The organism is Parasphingorhabdus sp. (assembly GCF_048269865.1).
Taxonomy (GTDB): domain Bacteria; phylum Pseudomonadota; class Alphaproteobacteria; order Sphingomonadales; family Sphingomonadaceae; genus Parasphingorhabdus.
On record NZ_JBLWUA010000007.1, the window covers coordinates 169,511 to 187,459 of the forward strand.

Below are 17,949 nucleotides of genomic sequence, written 5' to 3' on the forward strand. Positions count from 1 at the left end.
ATCAGGTCTGCGGTATCTCATAAACCGGTTCGTCCGCATAGCGAAGGGCGGTCTCTTCCTGTTCGGCCGAGCGGACCGTCCAGGTAACGATTGGCAGGCCCCGCGCCCGCTGGGAAGCGGCAAAGCGCGACGGCAGGTCGCGTATATCATAGGCCAGAAAATCCGGCTTCGCGATCCACAGGTTGCGGTGGCGAGCGATCCGGCCGCGCCAATTCTTGCCATGTTCCTCGGTGACCACCAGTCCGCGCACAATATGGTCGGCATTGCTGCGAAACCAGGCACTCACCAGCGGATTGAAAGACATGATCGCTGCCTTGCCACCATAGCCTTCCAGCGCACGACGTACCGACAGGCACAGGGGGCCCACGCGCCGGCTGCGGGATTTGATCTCGATCAGCATCGGCACCTGTCCCGCAACCTGCTCCAAGGTCTCACGCAAGCGCGGAATTTTGCCGTGGCCATTCCGCAACGCGATCTGATCGATCTCTTCGGAGCGCAAATTGCCGATCGGTCCGGACCGCTCTGTCAGCCGGTCCAGCTCATAGTCATGAAAGACAAAGGCGCGACCATCTTCCGCCGCCTGAACATCGCATTCGATGCCATGGCCCAATTTGATTGCTGCTTCGAACGCCGCCGGACTGTTTTCGAGTATGCCATTGCCGTGAAGGCCGCGATGCGCATAGGGCTGACCCTTGAGAAAGGCTACGCGGCCAGGGTCCGGAGCTGGCGCGAGCGCATTATCGAGCAGCGTGCCGATCACTCGGGCTTGAGGGCGATGATGGCGTCGACTTCCACCGCGACCCCGAGCGGTAGCGATGCGACCCCAACGGCGCTTCTGGCGTGCTGTCCGGCCGCTCCGAAGATCACTTCCATCATGTCAGAACAACCATTGGCCACCTTGGGGTGATCGGTATAGTCCGCCGTGCTGTTGACGAACACGCCGAGTTTGACAATCCGGTCAACCCGGTCGAGCGATCCTGCCGCCCTCTTGATCTGTGCCGCGATCATCAGCGCACAGGCTTTTGCCGCCTGCTGCCCTTCTTCAAGCGACATATCGTCACCCAGTTTTCCCGTGATCAGCTGGCCATCATGCATCGAAACCTGCCCGCTGATATGCAGCAATCCATTCATTTCAACCGCAGGTACATAAGACGCAACCGGCGCAGCGGGCGTCGGCAAATCGATACCTTTGGCGGACAGGGCTTTTTCAATATTATTGGTCATAGGGCATAACTTTCAGGCATGGTTGGCGGGATCACGCTCTTGCGAGGGCAGGCCCGTCGCCGGAGCTGGTCGGGCCTGTTCGAATTTTTCGGATATCCAGGCCACGGCTTCGCTCCAGGAGTCGATGCGGGCATGGGCGGCGGGGTTGGTCTTGATATGTTTTGCCATGATCGGTTCTCCGACCATCTGCAGCCGCCAGACATCAGGCGCATGTTTTGCTACGCTGCCGTGCTGATGACCCAGATCATCGACAAACACCGTGACCGAAGGATTAAATTCGGCGAGAATACTGGTCAGCAACTCGCCCTTGCCGCCCTGATTGGTATAGACCGGAAAATCGATGCCGACGGCCTTGAGCTGTTCCGCTCGCGCTTCGCGCCGGTCGTCGAGCAGATTGGTCAATATCACCACATCGGCCCCTTTACTGAGGGCATTGATCGCTTCGACCGCACCTTCAATCGCGCCCTGACGGTGCATTTCGGTGTCGAAAAATTCCTTCAGCATCGGCCAGATCTGTTCTGGCAGAACCTGAGTGCCATCATGTTTATGGCGCAGCGCGTTGGCGAAATCGCTACCATTTTCTAGATCGAAATGAATGTGCTTGTCACTGTCCAGCCATTGCTGGAACGGCACCACCATGTGCAGCAATACTTCGTCGCAGTCACTGATCAGAAGCGGCTTTTTACTCATGGAACTCTCCGGCGGCGTTAAGATGGTGGGCGGCGGCGGACAATTTCGCCGGCGCCACTCCAATCGCGTCTGCGCAGGCTAGCAGATCGGGTTCGTGATTGGCGAGAAAGCCGAGCAGGGATGCCAGCATGGTCGGATCTTCAAGGCCGGACCTCAATTCGCGCGGATCCAGTCCGGTCAGTGCCAGCAACCGCTCGGCGCGATCCTGATCCTGCAGCACCCAGCCGAGCGCCTGCAGGGCGATGATTTCGCTATCCGGCTCGAGATTGGGATTTGTTTCCATTACCGCTTTCGCCTAATGGTTCGGCGGGAAGTTTGAAAGGGCAAATTCGGTCGTGGCAAAAAGAGTGTTGGTGGTTGAGGACAATGAATTGAACCTCAAGTTGTTCTGCGATCTGTTGCGGGCGCATGGCTATGCGGTGGAGCCGGTCAGCGATGGTCGGCAGGTGCTCGAAAAGGCGAGGAGCTTCGTACCGAACCTGATCATCATGGATATCCAGCTGCCCCACGTCAGTGGCCTGGAGTTGATCGAGCAGATCAAAAATGATGGCCAGCTCAAGATCATTCCGATCATGGCTGTGACCGCTTATGCTGGCAAGGGCGATGAAGACCGGATATTGAGCGCCGGCGCCGAAGCTTATGTTTCAAAGCCGATATCGGTCGCCAAATTTATCGAATCGGTGCAGCAGGTGCTGCACCGCTAAAGTTCAACGAAAAACCGCTTACTTGATCTTCGCTTCTTTAAACTCGACATGCTTGCGCACAACCGGATCATATTTGCGCTGCACCATTTTCTCGGTGAGATTGCGCGGATTTTTGCGGGTTACATAGAAAAATCCCGTGTCCGCGGTGCTGACGAGCTTGATCTTTACATTGGCTGGTTTCGCCATGGTGCATTCCTTAAGGCAGAAGCTGAAATAAAAACAGCGACGCAATCCGGCGCCGCATTCGTTCAGCGCGCTAATGGTGAAAAGGCCGCAGGTTGTCAAGAAAAAGCCTGCATCAGGGACTGGCCTGCAAACTATACTGCTGTTCACGACTATTTAACCATGATTTTGCATGGTTGGGCCGCATCAGGGAGCAATTGCGGTGAATCACGATAATATTCTTTTTGTCCAGGCAGAAATGCTGAAATTGCTGGACGCTCTGCCGGTCGAGATGGTCACGCAGCGTCCGCGCCAATTCCTGATCCATCTGGACGAGATTCGGCAAAAAGCAACGCAACATCATCTGTTCGCGCTGCGCGATCTTGCTTGTGCCCTGGAGAGCACCTTGCAATCCGCCCTGCAAAATGGCGGTGCGACAACCATTGCCCGGTCTTATCTTGAAGCGATGCGCGCGACGCTGGATTGCGAAGAGATCAATCCTGCCATGACCGAAGCGCTGATGGCGAATGTCGCCCTCCGCCTCGGCGGCATGCCGTAACCGCGCGGATCGTGGATGCATTTTTCACTTCGCTCTTTGCGCTGGCGCTCGCAGAATTCGGTGACCGGCCCCAGATTCTCTGTGCCGCTCTGGCGATGCGCTACGGCCGGCCGTCGCCGGTAATCTTTGGTCTTGCGGCTGCCACATTTTGCAATTGCGTGATTTCCGCCATAGCCGGATCGGCAATCCACCGCTGGATCAGCGAAGACGCCTTGCAACTATTCTATGCCTTGTCTCTCATTTTTGCCGGCTTTGGCATGGTCGCCTGGCGTCGCCCGGTCGATCTGCTCGAAAAGTGGCGACTGGGACCGTTCTGGACATCTTTTCTCGGCCTGTTCATCCTGCAATTTGGGGACAAGGGGCAATTCATACTGGTCGCCACAGCCGCGCGTACTGACATGGCGGCCTTTGTTACAGCGGGAGGATGGTTCGGGGTGATGATCGCCTGCCTGCCCGCGATCCTGTTCTATCGGCAATTGACCGACACGATCCCGATGGCTCCTGTTCGCTATGTCGGTGGCGCGGCGTTTCTTCTGGTTGGTGCCGTTCTGGCCCTCGGTGCCTGGGGCATCATCTGAAGAAAACAGCCGTGCCCTTCGGACAGCAGTCAATCGATATTATCAATCTGAGAGAGCAAATCTTCCGGTTATCTTAAGGCGTCAAAGCAATATATTACATTGTCATAGACTAGACAGATCCGAAAAGGAGAATGACAATGACGACTGGTGACAATGCAAAGAAGGCTGTAGCCGAAGCACTGAATGGAATTCTGGCAGACAGTTTTGCCCTTTATCTCAAGACGAAAAATTTCCACTGGCATGTTTCGGGCCCGCATTTCCGGGACTATCATCTCATGTTTGACGAGCATGCGTCCCAAATTCTGGCGACCACCGACTTGATTGCCGAGCGGGTTCGCAAAAATGGTCTTCGCACCCTGACCTCGATTGGCGACATCGCAAAACGACAGAGCATCGTCGACAATGATGATGCCAAGGTGGCTGCAGCTGATATGCTGGCCGAGTTGCGTGCGGACAATCTGAAGTTGGTCGAACAACTTCGTGAGGCGAAAGAGCTGGCCGGAGAAGCGGGTGATAACGCGACCGATGGCCTGATTGACGACTGGACGGATCAGGCCGAAGAGCGTGCGTGGTTCTTGCTGGAGATTGCGCAGAAAGACTGATCGTCCACAGTGTCCTCTTCAATAATGGGATGGCTGAAAAGCAAAAGCCCGGCGCTGCCGCTTGCCTGAATATCAGTAGGGCGGCGGCAGCGGTCTGGCTGAGACCTGGAAAACCTGTTGCCCAATCATCACAGATGAAACTAAAATGCGTTGTCGGGATCCCCAATATTCGCCGAAAACAAGACTTTGCCGTCGATTGCCGTGGATCCCGGAAAATTTAGCTTTGATTTGGGTCCCAGAATCAAGCAGAACATTCGCCTGAAGTCTATTGTAGATGAATATTATAGGGGACGTTCTTTCATGCACAGGAATTTTGGACAATCTAATCGATCTGTACTGTTGCGTACTGCGGCAGCGAGCGTAATCGCCACGCTTGCTCTGGCGACACCAGCACAGGCTATCGTGCCCAACGATAATTATACTCCGGACGAAATTGTCGACGAAGCAGGCGGCGTCAATGGCGTCGGCATGTTTTACCGCAATGACGGATTTGTCTGTACTGGCACGCTGATTAATCCGCGGACGGTATTATTTGCTGCCCATTGCGTGAATGACCGTCCAGAAACGGACTACGACACCAACGGCACAATTCAGTCGGCCTTTTCGTTCAACGTCAATGCCCTTCCCGGCTTTCAGAATTGGATTGGCAACGGCTTTGCCTCCAATCCCGATTTGTTTGTCTATAATATCAGCCAGATTGCCTATAATCCGGAATCCTTGGCGCAACCTCAAGGCGTCGGTTTTCTGGAAGGCGACATCGCGCTTGCCACGCTGTCTGATCCGGCAGCCAATATCCCCACTTGGGCGTTGCTTTTCTCACCGCTGCCGACCCCCGATTCGATTGGTGATCAGGATGGCACGGGCTATCATGTGAAAATGACTGGCTATGGCCGCACCGGCAGCGGCACCACCGGTGCTTCACAAGGCATTGACTGGCGTCGCCGTGCTGCGGAAAATATGCTTGGTTCACTGTCTTCCTTTGACTCTCGCGATGCATGGCTTTTCGGTGATACCACGGGTGGCTTGCCACAGGTTCTGTACCGGATGGATTTTGACGATCCGAACAAAACCAATCCATTTGACTTTAACCTGTACAAGGACGAACCCCGCGAACGCGAAGGCACAACGGCAGGCGGCGATTCCGGCGGTCCGCTCATTCTGGATGCAGCGAATAACAGCCTGTCCACCGAAGATTTGCAAATTGGCGTCTTGTCCGGTGGTTCGCGTTTCTTTGGCCCACAGGTTTTCAGCTCCTACGGAACAGAAAGCTTTTATCAGCCATTGTTCCTGTTTGCTGATTATATCGCGGCAACCAATCCATATCGCTACGTGAGTGCAAAGGCAGGTGACGGCAATTGGGAAGATGCGACACACTGGCAGACCGATCTGGACCCTGCTTACCGCATCATTGATGCCGACGGAAATGTCGTAAACGGTTTCCCCGACACCCAGTCCGCTGGCCGTTTCGGCGATAGCCCGGAATTTGGACATGTGTGCTTCGATCCGGAAGGTGATAATCCGGGCGACGGTTGCTATGATTTTGCAACCGGCGAAGAAGTGCCACCATCGCGGCCCGCACCAACGCCGGCGCCAACCTCCAGCATCGGCGTAGCTTCTGTTCCGAACGCCACGCCCGTAGAAGCAGTTGCGGCATCGCCCGCTGCACCTGTGGTCGAGGCGTCTGCCGATGTTCAGGCAACGGCAGTGAACGCAGCGCCAGCCTCGGGGCGGCCGCAGTCGCTGGCCAACGCGGCTATTCGCGGCGATATGCTGGTAGATAATGTCGCCATCCGCGGCGGAGCATCCATCGTTGAAAATGTTGCCATCCGTGGCGGCGCAACGCCAGTTGGCGAAATCGCAATCAGCGGCGGCGCTACGCCGGTCGCTGCTGTACCAGCCGCAAACGCTGGCCCTGATGAAGCCGAGGAAGAAGCACAAGCTGGCGGCGATCCATTGCCGGATCCAACCTTGGCCAATGGTCTGCCAGGCGCGACCGATTTCGTCCCCGATAATGTGGATGCTGATGTCGCTGGTGGAGTGAAGGCGCGCTATTTCGAAGTGACGTTGAATCAGGCTGGTACAACGTCATTGAACAGCGATGTGACGATCGACCGCCTCAATGTTGGTGGCACGGCCGGATTGGCGATCAATTCGGGATCAAGCCTTTCTGCCTTGATCGATGTCAACCAGACTGCTGGCAGCGTTGCCGTCAATGGTACATTGAGCAGTGTGGGTGATTATTCCCTCTTTGCTGGATTGCTGTCGGGATCGGGAACCATTAACGCTCCGTTCCTGACCAACATCTCTGGTGCTATCGCACCGGGCACGATGGGAACCATCGGCACTTTGAACATCAACGGCAATCTGGTTCTGTCTTCGGGATCGACATTGTTCCTTGATCTTGGTGCACCCGGAAATTCCGATAGCATTGCCGTTACCGGTGAAGCCAATGTTGGCGGCAATATCGGACTGGCGCCTGTAGACGGCTTCCAGACCGCTACGCCAAGCACATATCGGATCTTGACGGCCGACGGCGGCGTGACGGATCAGTTCGCCGGCGCTCCGAATCTTTCGGCAATCCTGCTGTCGAGCCTCAGCTACAGCGCCAATGCTGTCGATTTGACGGTTCGGGCGCAGAGCTATCAGAATGTGATCGATCAATCCAATGCTGTTCAGGTCAGCTATGCGGCCCTGATGGACCGCAATCGTGGAAACGCGGCTGTGTTAGACTTGTACACATTCCTTGATTTCACCGATGCCGCGACAATCCAGTCGACCTTTAACAGCTGGGCCCCGACGACCGAAAGCACGGTGCGCTCGGTCGGCAAGTCGGTGGCGACCAACATCGCCAACTTCTTCGATTCCCGCATCGCCTTGTCGGATCGGGACTCCAGTGGCGGCACGATCGCTACCATGGGACGACCACTGCAGACCGCATCGATGGCGCTGAATGGCCGTGCCAGCGGAAATGCTGCCGTTATGACGGACTTTGCGGCCGCTAGCGCGGCACAGGATGTCGAAACGATATCCAATGGCGTAAACGAAGATATGGCCGTCTATCTGGCGGGCGGATATATCGATGGTGAGGGTCGTTCTGCGCCTCTGCCTGGTCAGGCTCAAGGCAAGGATGAATTCGACGGATTCTTCGTTGCCGCCGGTATCGAACATTTCCTGTCCGATACAAGCATGATCGGCTTCGGCTTCCATTACACCGATCTTGATGCGACCGCCGCTCTTGGCAACACTGCAAGTGGCAAGACGATTACCGGCACGCTCTATGGGCGGACCATGCTCGGACAGCTTGCTTTGGATACGCAGGTGACTGCGGGTGTTTATGAAGCGTCCACGCAGCGCAACTTGGCGCTGGGTCCGCAGCTGTACACGCTCAACAGTCAAGACGATAACCTGCTGTTCACATCGTCTGTGGATCTGTCCTACAAGCTCGGTACCGGTGGCTTCTCTATCGCCCCGACGGTGGGGATGCGCGCGACCAAGATCGATTTCAGCAATGTGATCGAAACGGGCGGACCGATGGCTTTGACCACGGCGCGGCCCGATTATGACAGTCTGCAAGGTCGTGCGGGTGCCGAATTTGAAGGGGGAGCTGGCAGCAATGTGCAGTTCTTCGGTTCGGCATTCTATGTCCACGAATTCCAGGATGCGCAGACAAATGTCGGGGCAAACTTCACTAATGGTGTTGGCCTGCTCGCGCCATTTGCTCTGGCTGGTCAGGATGACGACTGGTTTGAAACATCTGCGGGCATTCGCGTGAATACCGGCAACCTGTCATTTGGTCTGAGCGGATTTACCACCATCAAGCGCTATGATGCGGAAGCACGCGGCGTGTCCGCCTCGGCAACCATCCGCTTCTGATAGCGGCTTTCTGAAACAACAAGCCCACCGGATGCGTCCGGTGGGCTTTTTTGTGCCTGCGCGATCGGTGGGATTGGTTTGTTACCGGCGCAAAAAAAAGGCGGGTCAATGCCCGCCTTTCTCATTCAGTTAACCGGAAAAGTTATTTTGCGACCAGATTGACCGCCGCCGTCTTGCCGCGCTGATCGACTTCCAGTTCAAACTCAAGCTTGTCGCCTTCTTCTAGGCCGCGCATCCCGGCCCGTTCGACCGCAGAAATATGGACAAATGCGTCGGGCTGACCGTCATCGCGCTGGATGAAGCCAAAGCCTTTGGTGCCATTGAAGAATTTCACCGTGCCGCTGGCCTTTTCGCCGGTTAGTTCCCGCCGGGGAGGACCACCACGATCATCACGGCCACCGCCGCTCGGCACCTCAATAAGATCGCCTTCGATCTGAATGTCGGAAGCGGAGACTTTACCGCCACGGTCCACTAGCGAGAAGCGCAATGTCTGGCCTTCGGCAAGGCCTTTCAGCCCAGCGCGTTCCACCTGGCTAATATGCACAAACACGTCTTCACCGCCGCCATCTTGTACGATGAAGCCAAAGCCCTTTTGTGCGTTGAAGAATTTCACTGTGCCGGTACTTTCGCCGACCACCTGATCCGGCATCCCGCCGCCGCGTCTGGGGCCACCAGAATCGCTGTCTGGCCGCGTATAACGCTCTATGGGCGGGCCACTATCGCCTTGATATCCATCGAAGTTTTCGTCACCGAAGCTGTCGCGCTTGTCCCGGCCTCTGCCTCGCCGGTTTCTGTCAAAACCCATTCTTAAATCGTCACTTTCAATTCGTCCTGCCCAATATAGCAATGTCACAGCGGACGATTTCCGGGACACTGTTTTACACGAATCCAAACGTCGTGCATCTCAACTATATAGAAAAACAGACGAATAAGCGAATGAAATCGGTGAATGGCCTGGCGACCCGAAGGATTCGATCTTGCAGATAGCTTCGCGAACAGATCCGCTATACAGCATTGTCAATTCTGCAAGCCGCCCAAACTAAACTTGCGGTTTGAACCGGTCTGCGCCAAATGGCATTGCACAGACGCCTCGGTTGCGAAAATGGCGTCGGCTCAAAGATAAATTACACAGGCAGATAGTAATGGCAGTTTTTTTTCATGAGGAAGATCTTCCTGCGGGCGTGTTGGATGAGGGAGCCGTCGCTGTGGATACCGAAACCATGGGACTCCAGACTCATCGCGATCGGTTATGTCTGCTTCAGATATCGGATGGCCAGGGCGACGAGCATCTGGTCCGCTTCGGCCCTGACAGCGATTACGAGGCGCCCAATCTCCGCGCCATTCTCGCTGATCCGAACCGCGTGAAACTCTATCATTTTGCCCGTTTTGATCTTGCCGCCATCGAACATTATATGGGCGTGATGGCGGAGCCGGTGTTCTGCACAAAAATCGCGTCGCGCCTCATTCGGACCTATACCGATCGCCATGGCCTGAAGGAACTGGTCCGGGAACTGCTCGGCCAGGATATTTCAAAGCAGCAGCAGTCCAGCGACTGGGGCAGCCCCGAGCTCAGCGATGCCCAGAAAGACTACGCCGCATCGGACGTTCGCTTTTTGCACCGGCTGAAAGATGAACTCGAGATTCGGCTGGAGCGGGAAGGCAGAACCGCCCTTGCGCAGGCCTGTTTTGATTTTCTGCCGGATCGGGCTCGCCTGGATCTCGCTGGCTGGCCGGAAACCGACATATTCGCGCATGCCTGAGCCGATGACCATTTCGTCCACAATAGATCATTGCGATCGCGGGGCTCTCGGTTTGCCATGGTAGCGACCGCAAAAATCGTCCGCACCAGGCGTCAAAAGTTTGCTGCACCCAACAGCAAGCACGATCGCAATATAAAATGGCTGCGGTTCATCCTTCCGGTCGGTGTGGGGGTATTGGGTTCGATGCTGGCATTGGCACCGTTCACAATGACCGGCGAACTCAGTTTCGTGCTGGACAAGAATAGTGTGGAGGTGGCCAAGGAGCGGATGCGCGTCACCGAAGCGCTGTATCGCGGCGAAGATAGTGAAGGCCGCCCGTTTTCCCTGAAAGCCGGGTCTGCGGTTCAGAAAAGCTCCAGCGAACCAGTCGTTGATCTGAGCGATCTGTCCGCCCGCATCTTGCTGAGCGAAGGCCCGGCCCAGATTCGGGCGCGGGGCGGTCAATATGACATGGATCAGGAAAAGGTGCGGGTGCCGGGGCCAGTGCAGGTTGAAGCCGCCAACGGCTATCGCCTTTCCACCAACGATGTCACCGTCGACCTCAAACAACGGACCTTGCGGAGCGTTGGCACGGTTGAGGGACGCACCAATATCGGAACGTTTAGCGCCGATAGACTTGAAGCCGATCTGGCCGACCGCACGGTCAGCCTCAATGGCAATGCGCGTTTGCGGATCGAACAAAATGGACTAAGAAGGCGTTAGATGAAATTGCACCTATTCCTTTCCCTTTCCGCTGGATCGGCTGTTGTCGCCGCTTCTTTTTTGCTGCTGGCGGCGCCCGCTCCTGCGCAGGTGTTCGGAAGTCACAACAGCAACGCGCCCGTGACCTTCAACGCCGGACGGATTGAAGTCCAGGATCGCGCCGATCGCGTCGTCCTGTCGGGCTCTGTTCAGGTCGAGCAGGCCGGCATGGTGCTCAATTCTGCGCGCATGACCGTGGCTTACCGGAACGCTGGCGGCATCGAGATTGACCGGATCGACGCCTCTGGCGGCGTGACCATTCGCATGGCGGGCGACACCGCTACCGGCGACGTGGCCATATATGATCTCAATCGGCGGCTGATCACGCTGATCGGCGATGTGACGCTGAACCAGGGGTCTAACCGTCTTTCCGGTGGCCGGGTGATTATCGACCTCACGTCGGGCCGGTCGACGATCGACGGACGCTCGACGGGCGGGTCTTCGGTCGGCACGCAGAACTCCAATGGCCGCGTGTCCGGAACCTTTACGGTGCCGCAGCGGAAAAATTAAACGCTCGCTTCCCGGCTATCACGCGCAGCGCAATGTTCGAATGAGGCAAAAGCGCTAGTTCCTGCGGTATCCAGACTCGATTATGTTCAGAACAGTTCGTTTCCGATTTGCCATGCACAAAGCTTGCCACTTTGCATCGGATTGGGGCATGCTGTTAACCAAAGCACAAGACACGCCATGCATATGAGGACCAACAATGAACGATACAGCCATATCTGATATGCCAGCCATGGCCGATCCCGGCGCTGCCATGGCCAGTGATGCGATGGAACATGGGCTGGCGGTGGTTTCAATTGCCAAAAGCTACGACAAGCGATCGGTATTGTCCGATGTGTCGCTGTCCGTCGGACGCGGTGAAGTTGTCGGTCTGCTGGGGCCCAACGGTGCCGGCAAAACCACCTGTTTCTATTCGGTGATGGGTCTGGTCCGCCCGGATGCTGGCCGGATCATGCTCGATGGTGAGGATATCACGGCGCTCCCCATGTACCGCCGCGCGATTCTGGGCATCGGCTATCTCCCGCAGGAGACTTCGATTTTCCGCGGCATGACCGTCGAGCAGAATATCCTCGCAGTGCTCGAGATGGTTGAACCCGATGCCAGCACCAGGGCGGAAACGCTTGACCGCCTGCTCGACGAATTTGGTCTGACGAGGTTGCGCAGTTCGCCAGCAATGGCCCTGTCCGGCGGTGAGCGGCGGCGGTGCGAGATTGCCCGTGCGCTGGCCGCAAGCCCGTCGATCATCCTGCTGGACGAACCTTTTGCCGGTATCGATCCGCTGTCGATCGCCGACATTCGCGATCTGGTTTGCCAATTGCGCGAGCGCGGGATCGGCGTATTGATCACCGACCATAATGTTCGCGAGACGCTCGATATCGTCGACCGGGCCTGTATCATCTATGATGGGCAGGTCCTGTTCGCCGGAAGTCCCGAGGATCTGGTTGCCGACGCCAATGTGCGCCGCCTCTATCTGGGCGAAGGTTTCGCTCTATAGCCATGGCTCTCGGCCCCCGTCTCGATCTGCGACAAAGCCAGTCCCTGGTGATGACGCCGCAATTGCAGCAGGCGATCAAACTACTGACCTTGTCCAATCTGGAACTTGAGACGTTTCTTTCCGACGAGCTTGAGAAGAATCCGCTGCTGGATACCGGAGAGATTTCGACGGAAAGCAACGAGGCAGACTATGGCGGGGACGGCGCAGGAGAGGCCGCGACGCAGGGCAGCGATGAAATCCTGACGTCCGGCCCTGCCGAATCCGAATCCGCTCTCGATATGCCGAGCGATACCGATAGTTTCTCGAACAACAGCCTGTCACAAAGTGACGGAGCGCTCGATGGCCAGTTGGGCATCAATGGCGCAACTTCGGGGGCAGGAACCTCAGGCGAGGCGCCAGACTACGAGAATATGCTGGTCGCGGAAATGACGCTCACCGACTATTTGATGGATCAGGCCGGGGCAATCCTGTCAGGCGTGGATCTGTTTGTGGCGCAGCATATTATCGATCAGATTGACGAGTGCGGCTATCTTCAGGCCGACCTGCTGGAACTGGCGCAACGGCTGAATGTCGGGCTAGTGGATATCGAACGGCTGCTGGGCGTCGTCCAGACCCTTGACCCGGTCGGTGTTGGCGCAAGGGATCTGGCTGAATGTCTGGCCCTGCAGGCGAAAGAGGCGGATCGCTACGATCCGGCGATGGCGCGGCTGATCGACAATCTCGGTCTGCTGGCCAAGGGCGCGCTGCCGCAGCTGAAGCGCATCTGCGGGGTCGATGATGAAGATCTGATGGATATGATCAGCGAGCTGCGCAATTACGATCCGAAGCCGGGGTGCAAAATCGGTGGCGGCGATGTGCAGTCGGTGGTGCCCGATGTGTTTATCGCGGAACGGGCGGGCAAGTGGATCATCGAAGTGAATAGCGCGACCTTGCCGAGGGTGCTGGTCAACCGCAGCTATTATAGCGAGCTGAAGGACGGAGCACAGGACAAGCAGTCGAAAGAATGGCTCAACGAATGCCTCGCCGATGCCAACTGGCTGGTCAAGGCGCTGGACCAGAGGCAGCGGACGATCGTCAAGGTAGCAACCGAGATCGTCAAACAGCAGGAGGCCTTCTTCCGCAAGGGCGTGGCGCATCTGCGGCCATTGACGCTCAAGAATGTCGCCGAGAAGATCGAGATGCATGAGTCGACGGTCAGCCGGGTGACATCGAACAAATATCTCTCCTGTTCGCGCGGCACGTTCGAGCTCAAATATTTTTTCACCAGCGGGATCCAGTCTTCCACTGGCGGCGAGGCGGCGTCGGCCGAGGCGGTCAAGAGTCATATAAAGGCCCTGATCGACGAGGAAGATCCGAAGAAAATCCTGTCCGACGACAAGCTGGTGGCCTTGTTAAAGGACAAGGGGTTCGACATTGCCCGGCGGACCGTCGCCAAATATCGCGAAGCGCTGGGCCTCGGCAGTTCGGTGCAGCGCCGCCGCCAGAAAGCGCTCGAAGGCAAGGCCGCCTAGATTGTCTTGCGCAACACCGCAAATTCCAGCTGATCGGTCTTTGGCAAGCCAAAGCGCGGATCACCGTGCGGGAAGGGCCGATATTCGCCGGTGCGGACATAGCCCCGGCGTTCATAATAAGCGATCAGTTCAGCCCGCTGCTTGATCACGGTCATTTCCATCGCCTGGCATCCCCACGTGTCGCGGACATAATCGTCGCTATGGGCCAATAGCTGTTTGCCCAGACCGCCGGCCTGCAGCGACGGGTCCACGGTTAGCAGCCCGAGATAGGCGGTGGTGTCATTAACGCGTGATAGCTGCACGCAGCCGTGCACCATTCCCTTCTGTTCAGCGATCCTGATCACCTGATCCGCATCATCGATGATGGCGCGCAGCGCTTCCGTATCGGTCCGCTGGCCGCCGAGCAGGTCAGCTTCGTGGGTCCAGCCTCGTCTGGCGCTGTCCCCCCGATAGGCGCTTTCGATCAACGCATGGAGCGCGGCGATATCCTGTGCTTCTGCCGACCGGAATTTCACGCCAGTCGGACCCCGCTTGCTTCGAGAATGGACTGGTCGGAGAGGCGGCCTGTCACGACCACCCGCTTCTCGACTGCATCAATCGGTGTGCGCAAAAGTTCGAGCCGATAGTGGCTGCCATCGTCGCATTGCAGCAGGAAGCCAGCCACATCGCGCTGCAACAGACCCGCATATTCCTGATCGCTTTGCTCTTCGGTCCCCATCAGGCAGCGGCGAGCAAATTCTCGCTGATCTCCCAGAGCCGTTCGGCCGCCTCATCATCGGCGATATGGGGCGCACAATGCTGGAAAGGCAGCGAATCCTCGCCAGCCAGTTGCGCCACGTCGCAATCCTCACAATATACACCCGGCATGTCTTTCAGCAGCGGCGAGGTGGCGGCCCACAGGCTTGTGGTGCACCCCTGCGCCGGTGTCTTGAACATTTCGGCAACCATCGGCGGGACGGTGCCATCCTCGTTCAGCCAGCCCAGTTCGACCTGTTCTTCCATCGGCAGGTGGCGCTGCAAAGGAGTGAAGATTCCGCCCGGATGGACCGAGAAGGCGCGGCCGCCAAAGCCCTGCATGCGGCGGCTGAGCGCATTGGCAAACAGGGCGTTCGCGCTCTTAGCCTGGGCATAGGCGACCCATTTCTGATATTCGCTGTTTTCAAACTGGATATCGTCCCAGTTGATGCCGGCCCGCTTGTGGGCAACCGATGACAGCGCGACTACGCGCGGCGCTTGCGCCTTTTCAAGCAGCGGCAACAGCGCCTTGGTCAGCGCGAAATGGCCCATATGATTGACCCCGAACTGGCTTTCCCAGCCGGGTCCGACACGGGCCAGCGGACAGGCCATGATCCCGGCGTTGTTGATCAGCAGATCGAGCGTGTCGATGCTGTCATAGACCGACGAGGCAAAGGTCCGCACGGAGTCGAGATCGGCCAGGTCCATCCTGGCAGTCGAGACATCGCCTTCGATGGTCGACAGATTCTCCTCCGCCTTGGCGGGGTCGCGTACGGGCACGATGACCGTGGCGCCAGCCTCGACCAGTGCCCGGGTGGTTTCTAGACCGATGCCCGAATAGCCGCCGGTGACGATCGCCGTCTTGCCGTTCAGATCGATCCCGGCCAGGATTTCATGTGGTTCGCTCTTGGCGGGAAATCCCGATCCGAGTGGTTTCTGGTCTGCTGCTGCCATTTTCGTCTGTCCTTTCGATCTATCCGTTAGCCCTGAGCTGGTCGAAAGGCGCCTATGGTCTCGCAGCGTGGTTCAACAAGCTCACCACCAACGGACAAGATCAACACCGATCGATTATTTCGCCTTCACTCCCAAAATTTCGGCGGCCGAGATATATTCATACCCCAGGTCCTCTGCGACGGCCTTGTAGGTGACATGGCCGTTCCACACATTCAGTCCCTCGGCGAGATGCCGGTCTTCGCGCAGCGCCGCTTCCCAGCCCTTGTTGGCAATCGCCAGCGTGTGCGGCAGGGTCACATTGTTGAGCGCATAGGTCGAGGTACGCGAGACCGCGCCCGGCATATTGGCAACGCAATAATGCACGATATCATCGACCACATAGGTCGGGTTTTCGTGGGTTGTGGCCTTGGACGTTTCAAAACAGCCGCCCTGATCGATCGCTACATCGCAGAGCACCGAGCCGGGCCGCATGGTGCTGAGCATGTCGCGGGTGACCAGCTTGGGCGCTTCGGCGCCGGGGATCAGCACCGCGCCGATAACCAGATCAGCCTCGGCGACGCATTCGGCAATATTGGCCTTGTTCGAGAAGCGGGTTTTGGCGCGGGTCTCGAAATGGGTGCCAACCGATTCCAGCACGTCCGGATTGCGGTCGAGGATGGTCACGTCCGCGCCGAGGCCGGAGGCCATCTGCGCCGCGTTAAAGCCAACCACGCCGCCACCGATGATGGTGACCTTGCCGGGGGCCACGCCGGGAACCCCGCCAAGCAGGATGCCGCGACCGCCATGCGCCTTTTCAAGCGCCGTTGCGCCGGCCTGGATCGACATGCGCCCGGCGACCTGGCTCATCGGCTTGAGCAGCGGCAGGCCGCCGGTGCCGGTGACGGTTTCATAGGCGATGCAGATGGATTTGGATGCGACCAGATCTTCGGTCTGCTCCGGATCGGGGGCAAGGTGCAGGTAGGTGAACAGGATCTGGCCTTCGCGCAGCATCGCCCGCTCGATCGCCTGCGGTTCCTTCACTTTGACCACCATTTCGCATTGTTCGAAAATATCGGCTGCGGTAGGGACAATCGTCGCGCCGGCGGCAACATATTCCGCATTCTCCGCGCCGATGCCCAGGCCAGCACCGGCTTCGACCAGCACTTCGTGGCCATGCGCGATCAATTCGCGGACCGATTCGGGGGTCAGGCCGACCCGATATTCGTGGTTCTTGATTTCCCTGGGTGTACCGACGCGCATGGGGAGGCTCCTGTTCTGGTGAGTCTATCGGCTTTGCATTACCAGCAAATGACGGTCGGCGCGAGATGCATTGTAATATTATTACACTAGTTTGAAACTTTCCGGATCGGTACTGGAACGGTACAAATATTGCCATAACCGCCGTGGGCTTCGATATATTGCAAAAGCGCCGGACTGTAGCTGGCGAGATATTCATAGGCTGGCTGTTCGGCCAGCGGCAGTTCGCTGGCCGGGCGGATCGACTCTATCGGGATATGCTGTGATTTGTCGGCATAGAAGCCTCCCGAATCGGTGCCCAGTGGCAGATTCTGCAAATGCTCCAGCCCGTCGATTACCCGGCCGACCATGCCGAAGGTCGTGTCGAGGCTGCGCGCCGCTTCGCCGGTGATTATCGACATTTCGGTGCCGCTGCCGGTGTCCGGCGGATCATAATGCGCGGGGGACAGCGACCCGCGACAGGTGAGCGGGTAAAATTTGATTTCTCCATCGACGGTCTTGCTGCCGATCGGCCAGCCCCCACCAAAGCCGACTGTTTGCGCGCCGCCATTTTCGTAAATCATCTTCATCAGCGGACGGATTGCCGTGCCCTGATATTGGTTGCTGTACTCGACCGCGGCCTTGAGCGCTGCCATATCGGTGTCGCGTTTCGCGCCCAGCGCAGCGTTATAATATTCGCTCTCCGGCACCGTCTCGAGCGCCTTGGGCGGTGCCTTGCCATCGGGATTGCCGCCGAACTGGGTGACAAAATCCTTGGCCACCCGATAGATTTTCGTACCGTCCCACCAGTGATTGCGCGCGAGTGCGCGGACATTGCGGACATGACCGCCGGAGAGGCCGGCCGGGAGCAACTGGATCACCGCCTGCCGCTTTGTGCCATCGGCAGCATCGGGCAGGGTCAGGATCAGCAGGTCGCCGACCGGAATAGGCAGCCAGTGTTCGGCCGGGGCAGAGGCAAGGACTTCTGAAGGCGTTGGCGCCGGTGCTTCTTCCTGCGCCAATGCTGGCGATACCAGGGAAAAACAGGCGGCTGCCATCGCGAAAAAAGCGAAGGGCGCTGATCGAGACCGGTGTTTCATGCTGCTCTCTCCTTCATCAACTATACAAACTTTACAGCGC

Annotated in this window: 21 protein-coding genes; 10 read left to right on the forward strand and 11 right to left on the reverse strand. The window is 57.7% G+C overall.

The window, feature by feature from the left end; translation table 11 throughout:
- Position 1: 1 nt before the first annotated feature.
- The 4 genes from ACN0WW_RS11210 to ACN0WW_RS11225 are packed head-to-tail and all read right to left on the reverse strand — an operon-like array spanning position 2 to position 2,197.
- Positions 2–760, reverse strand: a complete 759-nt coding sequence (locus ACN0WW_RS11210; protein ID WP_417612451.1) for a glycerophosphodiester phosphodiesterase family protein — start codon at positions 758–760, stop codon at positions 2–4.
- Positions 757–1,224: a RidA family protein gene (locus ACN0WW_RS11215; RefSeq protein WP_417612453.1), complete on the reverse strand. Its 468-nt coding sequence runs from the start codon at positions 1,222–1,224 to the stop codon at positions 757–759. Before ACN0WW_RS11215 ends, ACN0WW_RS11210 begins: the two co-directional genes overlap by 4 nt.
- A gap of 12 nt (positions 1,225–1,236) precedes the next feature.
- Positions 1,237–1,914 (reverse strand): HAD family hydrolase, encoded by a 678-nt coding sequence (locus tag ACN0WW_RS11220; protein WP_417612454.1) that lies wholly within the window; start codon positions 1,912–1,914, stop codon positions 1,237–1,239.
- Positions 1,907–2,197, reverse strand: a complete 291-nt coding sequence (locus ACN0WW_RS11225; protein ID WP_417612456.1) for a DUF3572 domain-containing protein — start codon at positions 2,195–2,197, stop codon at positions 1,907–1,909. Before ACN0WW_RS11225 ends, ACN0WW_RS11220 begins: the two co-directional genes overlap by 8 nt.
- Before the next feature lie 52 nt (positions 2,198–2,249).
- On the opposite strand from ACN0WW_RS11225, the gene ACN0WW_RS11230 reads away from it, so the two are divergent.
- The gene (locus ACN0WW_RS11230) at positions 2,250–2,618 is read left to right on the forward strand and encodes a response regulator (RefSeq protein WP_417612458.1); all 369 of its coding nucleotides are present in this window, start codon (positions 2,250–2,252) and stop codon (positions 2,616–2,618) included.
- An 18-nt stretch (positions 2,619–2,636) separates the two neighbouring features.
- Here the strand turns inward: ACN0WW_RS11230 and rpmG are convergent, their stop codons facing one another.
- Positions 2,637–2,804, reverse strand: a complete 168-nt coding sequence (gene rpmG / locus ACN0WW_RS11235; protein WP_066741431.1) for a 50S ribosomal protein L33 — start codon at positions 2,802–2,804, stop codon at positions 2,637–2,639.
- 199 nt (positions 2,805–3,003) lie between these two features.
- Here rpmG and ACN0WW_RS11240 point away from each other — a divergent pair, with 199 nt between their 5' ends.
- The 4 genes from ACN0WW_RS11240 (at position 3,004) to ACN0WW_RS11255 (ending at position 8,392) form a co-directional block, all read left to right on the forward strand.
- The gene (locus tag ACN0WW_RS11240) at positions 3,004–3,339 is read left to right on the forward strand and encodes a hypothetical protein (protein WP_417612460.1); all 336 of its coding nucleotides are present in this window, start codon (positions 3,004–3,006) and stop codon (positions 3,337–3,339) included.
- A gap of 11 nt (positions 3,340–3,350) precedes the next feature.
- On the forward strand, positions 3,351–3,917 hold the full coding sequence (locus ACN0WW_RS11245; RefSeq protein WP_417612462.1) for a TMEM165/GDT1 family protein: 567 nt from the start codon (positions 3,351–3,353) through the stop codon (positions 3,915–3,917).
- A 137-nt stretch (positions 3,918–4,054) separates the two neighbouring features.
- Positions 4,055–4,519 (forward strand): Dps family protein, encoded by a 465-nt coding sequence (locus ACN0WW_RS11250; RefSeq protein WP_417612464.1) that lies wholly within the window; start codon positions 4,055–4,057, stop codon positions 4,517–4,519.
- A 339-nt stretch (positions 4,520–4,858) separates the two neighbouring features.
- A complete protein-coding gene (locus tag ACN0WW_RS11255; RefSeq protein ID WP_417612466.1) occupies positions 4,859–8,392 on the forward strand; it encodes an autotransporter domain-containing protein in 3,534 nt (1,177 codons plus the stop codon).
- A gap of 142 nt (positions 8,393–8,534) precedes the next feature.
- On the opposite strand, the gene ACN0WW_RS11260 is transcribed toward ACN0WW_RS11255, so the two are convergent.
- Entirely contained in the window at positions 8,535–9,197 is a 663-nt protein-coding gene (locus ACN0WW_RS11260) for a cold-shock protein (protein ID WP_417612468.1), read from the reverse strand.
- A 337-nt stretch (positions 9,198–9,534) separates the two neighbouring features.
- Here ACN0WW_RS11260 and ACN0WW_RS11265 point away from each other — a divergent pair, with 337 nt between their 5' ends.
- The 5 genes from ACN0WW_RS11265 to rpoN all read left to right on the forward strand — a co-directional run bounded on the left by ACN0WW_RS11265 (position 9,535) and on the right by rpoN (position 13,905).
- Entirely contained in the window at positions 9,535–10,152 is a 618-nt protein-coding gene (locus ACN0WW_RS11265) for a ribonuclease D (protein ID WP_417612470.1), read from the forward strand.
- A 57-nt stretch (positions 10,153–10,209) separates the two neighbouring features.
- A complete protein-coding gene (lptC, locus tag ACN0WW_RS11270; RefSeq protein WP_417612472.1) occupies positions 10,210–10,854 on the forward strand; it encodes an LPS export ABC transporter periplasmic protein LptC in 645 nt (214 codons plus the stop codon).
- A complete protein-coding gene (locus ACN0WW_RS11275; RefSeq protein ID WP_417612474.1) occupies positions 10,855–11,403 on the forward strand; it encodes an LptA/OstA family protein in 549 nt (182 codons plus the stop codon).
- A 220-nt stretch (positions 11,404–11,623) separates the two neighbouring features.
- Entirely contained in the window at positions 11,624–12,394 is a 771-nt protein-coding gene (gene lptB, locus ACN0WW_RS11280) for an LPS export ABC transporter ATP-binding protein (RefSeq protein WP_417612639.1), read from the forward strand.
- Positions 12,395–12,396: 2 nt separating this feature from the next.
- Entirely contained in the window at positions 12,397–13,905 is a 1,509-nt protein-coding gene (gene rpoN, locus ACN0WW_RS11285) for an RNA polymerase factor sigma-54 (RefSeq protein ID WP_417612475.1), read from the forward strand.
- Here rpoN and ACN0WW_RS11290 read toward each other — a convergent pair.
- The 5 genes from ACN0WW_RS11290 to ACN0WW_RS11310 all read right to left on the reverse strand — a co-directional run bounded on the left by ACN0WW_RS11290 (position 13,902) and on the right by ACN0WW_RS11310 (position 17,909).
- On the reverse strand, positions 13,902–14,420 hold the full coding sequence (locus ACN0WW_RS11290; RefSeq protein ID WP_417612476.1) for a GNAT family N-acetyltransferase: 519 nt from the start codon (positions 14,418–14,420) through the stop codon (positions 13,902–13,904). The genes rpoN and ACN0WW_RS11290 overlap by 4 nt on opposite strands.
- Positions 14,417–14,623, reverse strand: a complete 207-nt coding sequence (locus tag ACN0WW_RS11295; RefSeq protein ID WP_417612478.1) for a DUF5818 domain-containing protein — start codon at positions 14,621–14,623, stop codon at positions 14,417–14,419. The genes ACN0WW_RS11290 and ACN0WW_RS11295 overlap by 4 nt, the downstream gene beginning before the upstream one ends.
- Positions 14,623–15,594: an oxidoreductase gene (locus ACN0WW_RS11300; RefSeq protein ID WP_417612480.1), complete on the reverse strand. Its 972-nt coding sequence runs from the start codon at positions 15,592–15,594 to the stop codon at positions 14,623–14,625. The genes ACN0WW_RS11295 and ACN0WW_RS11300 overlap by 1 nt, the downstream gene beginning before the upstream one ends.
- A gap of 114 nt (positions 15,595–15,708) precedes the next feature.
- On the reverse strand, positions 15,709–16,833 hold the full coding sequence (ald, locus tag ACN0WW_RS11305) for an alanine dehydrogenase (RefSeq protein ID WP_417612482.1): 1,125 nt from the start codon (positions 16,831–16,833) through the stop codon (positions 15,709–15,711).
- Positions 16,834–16,919: 86 nt separating this feature from the next.
- Entirely contained in the window at positions 16,920–17,909 is a 990-nt protein-coding gene (locus ACN0WW_RS11310; protein WP_417612484.1) for a peptidylprolyl isomerase, read from the reverse strand.
- Positions 17,910–17,949 lie beyond the last annotated feature (40 nt).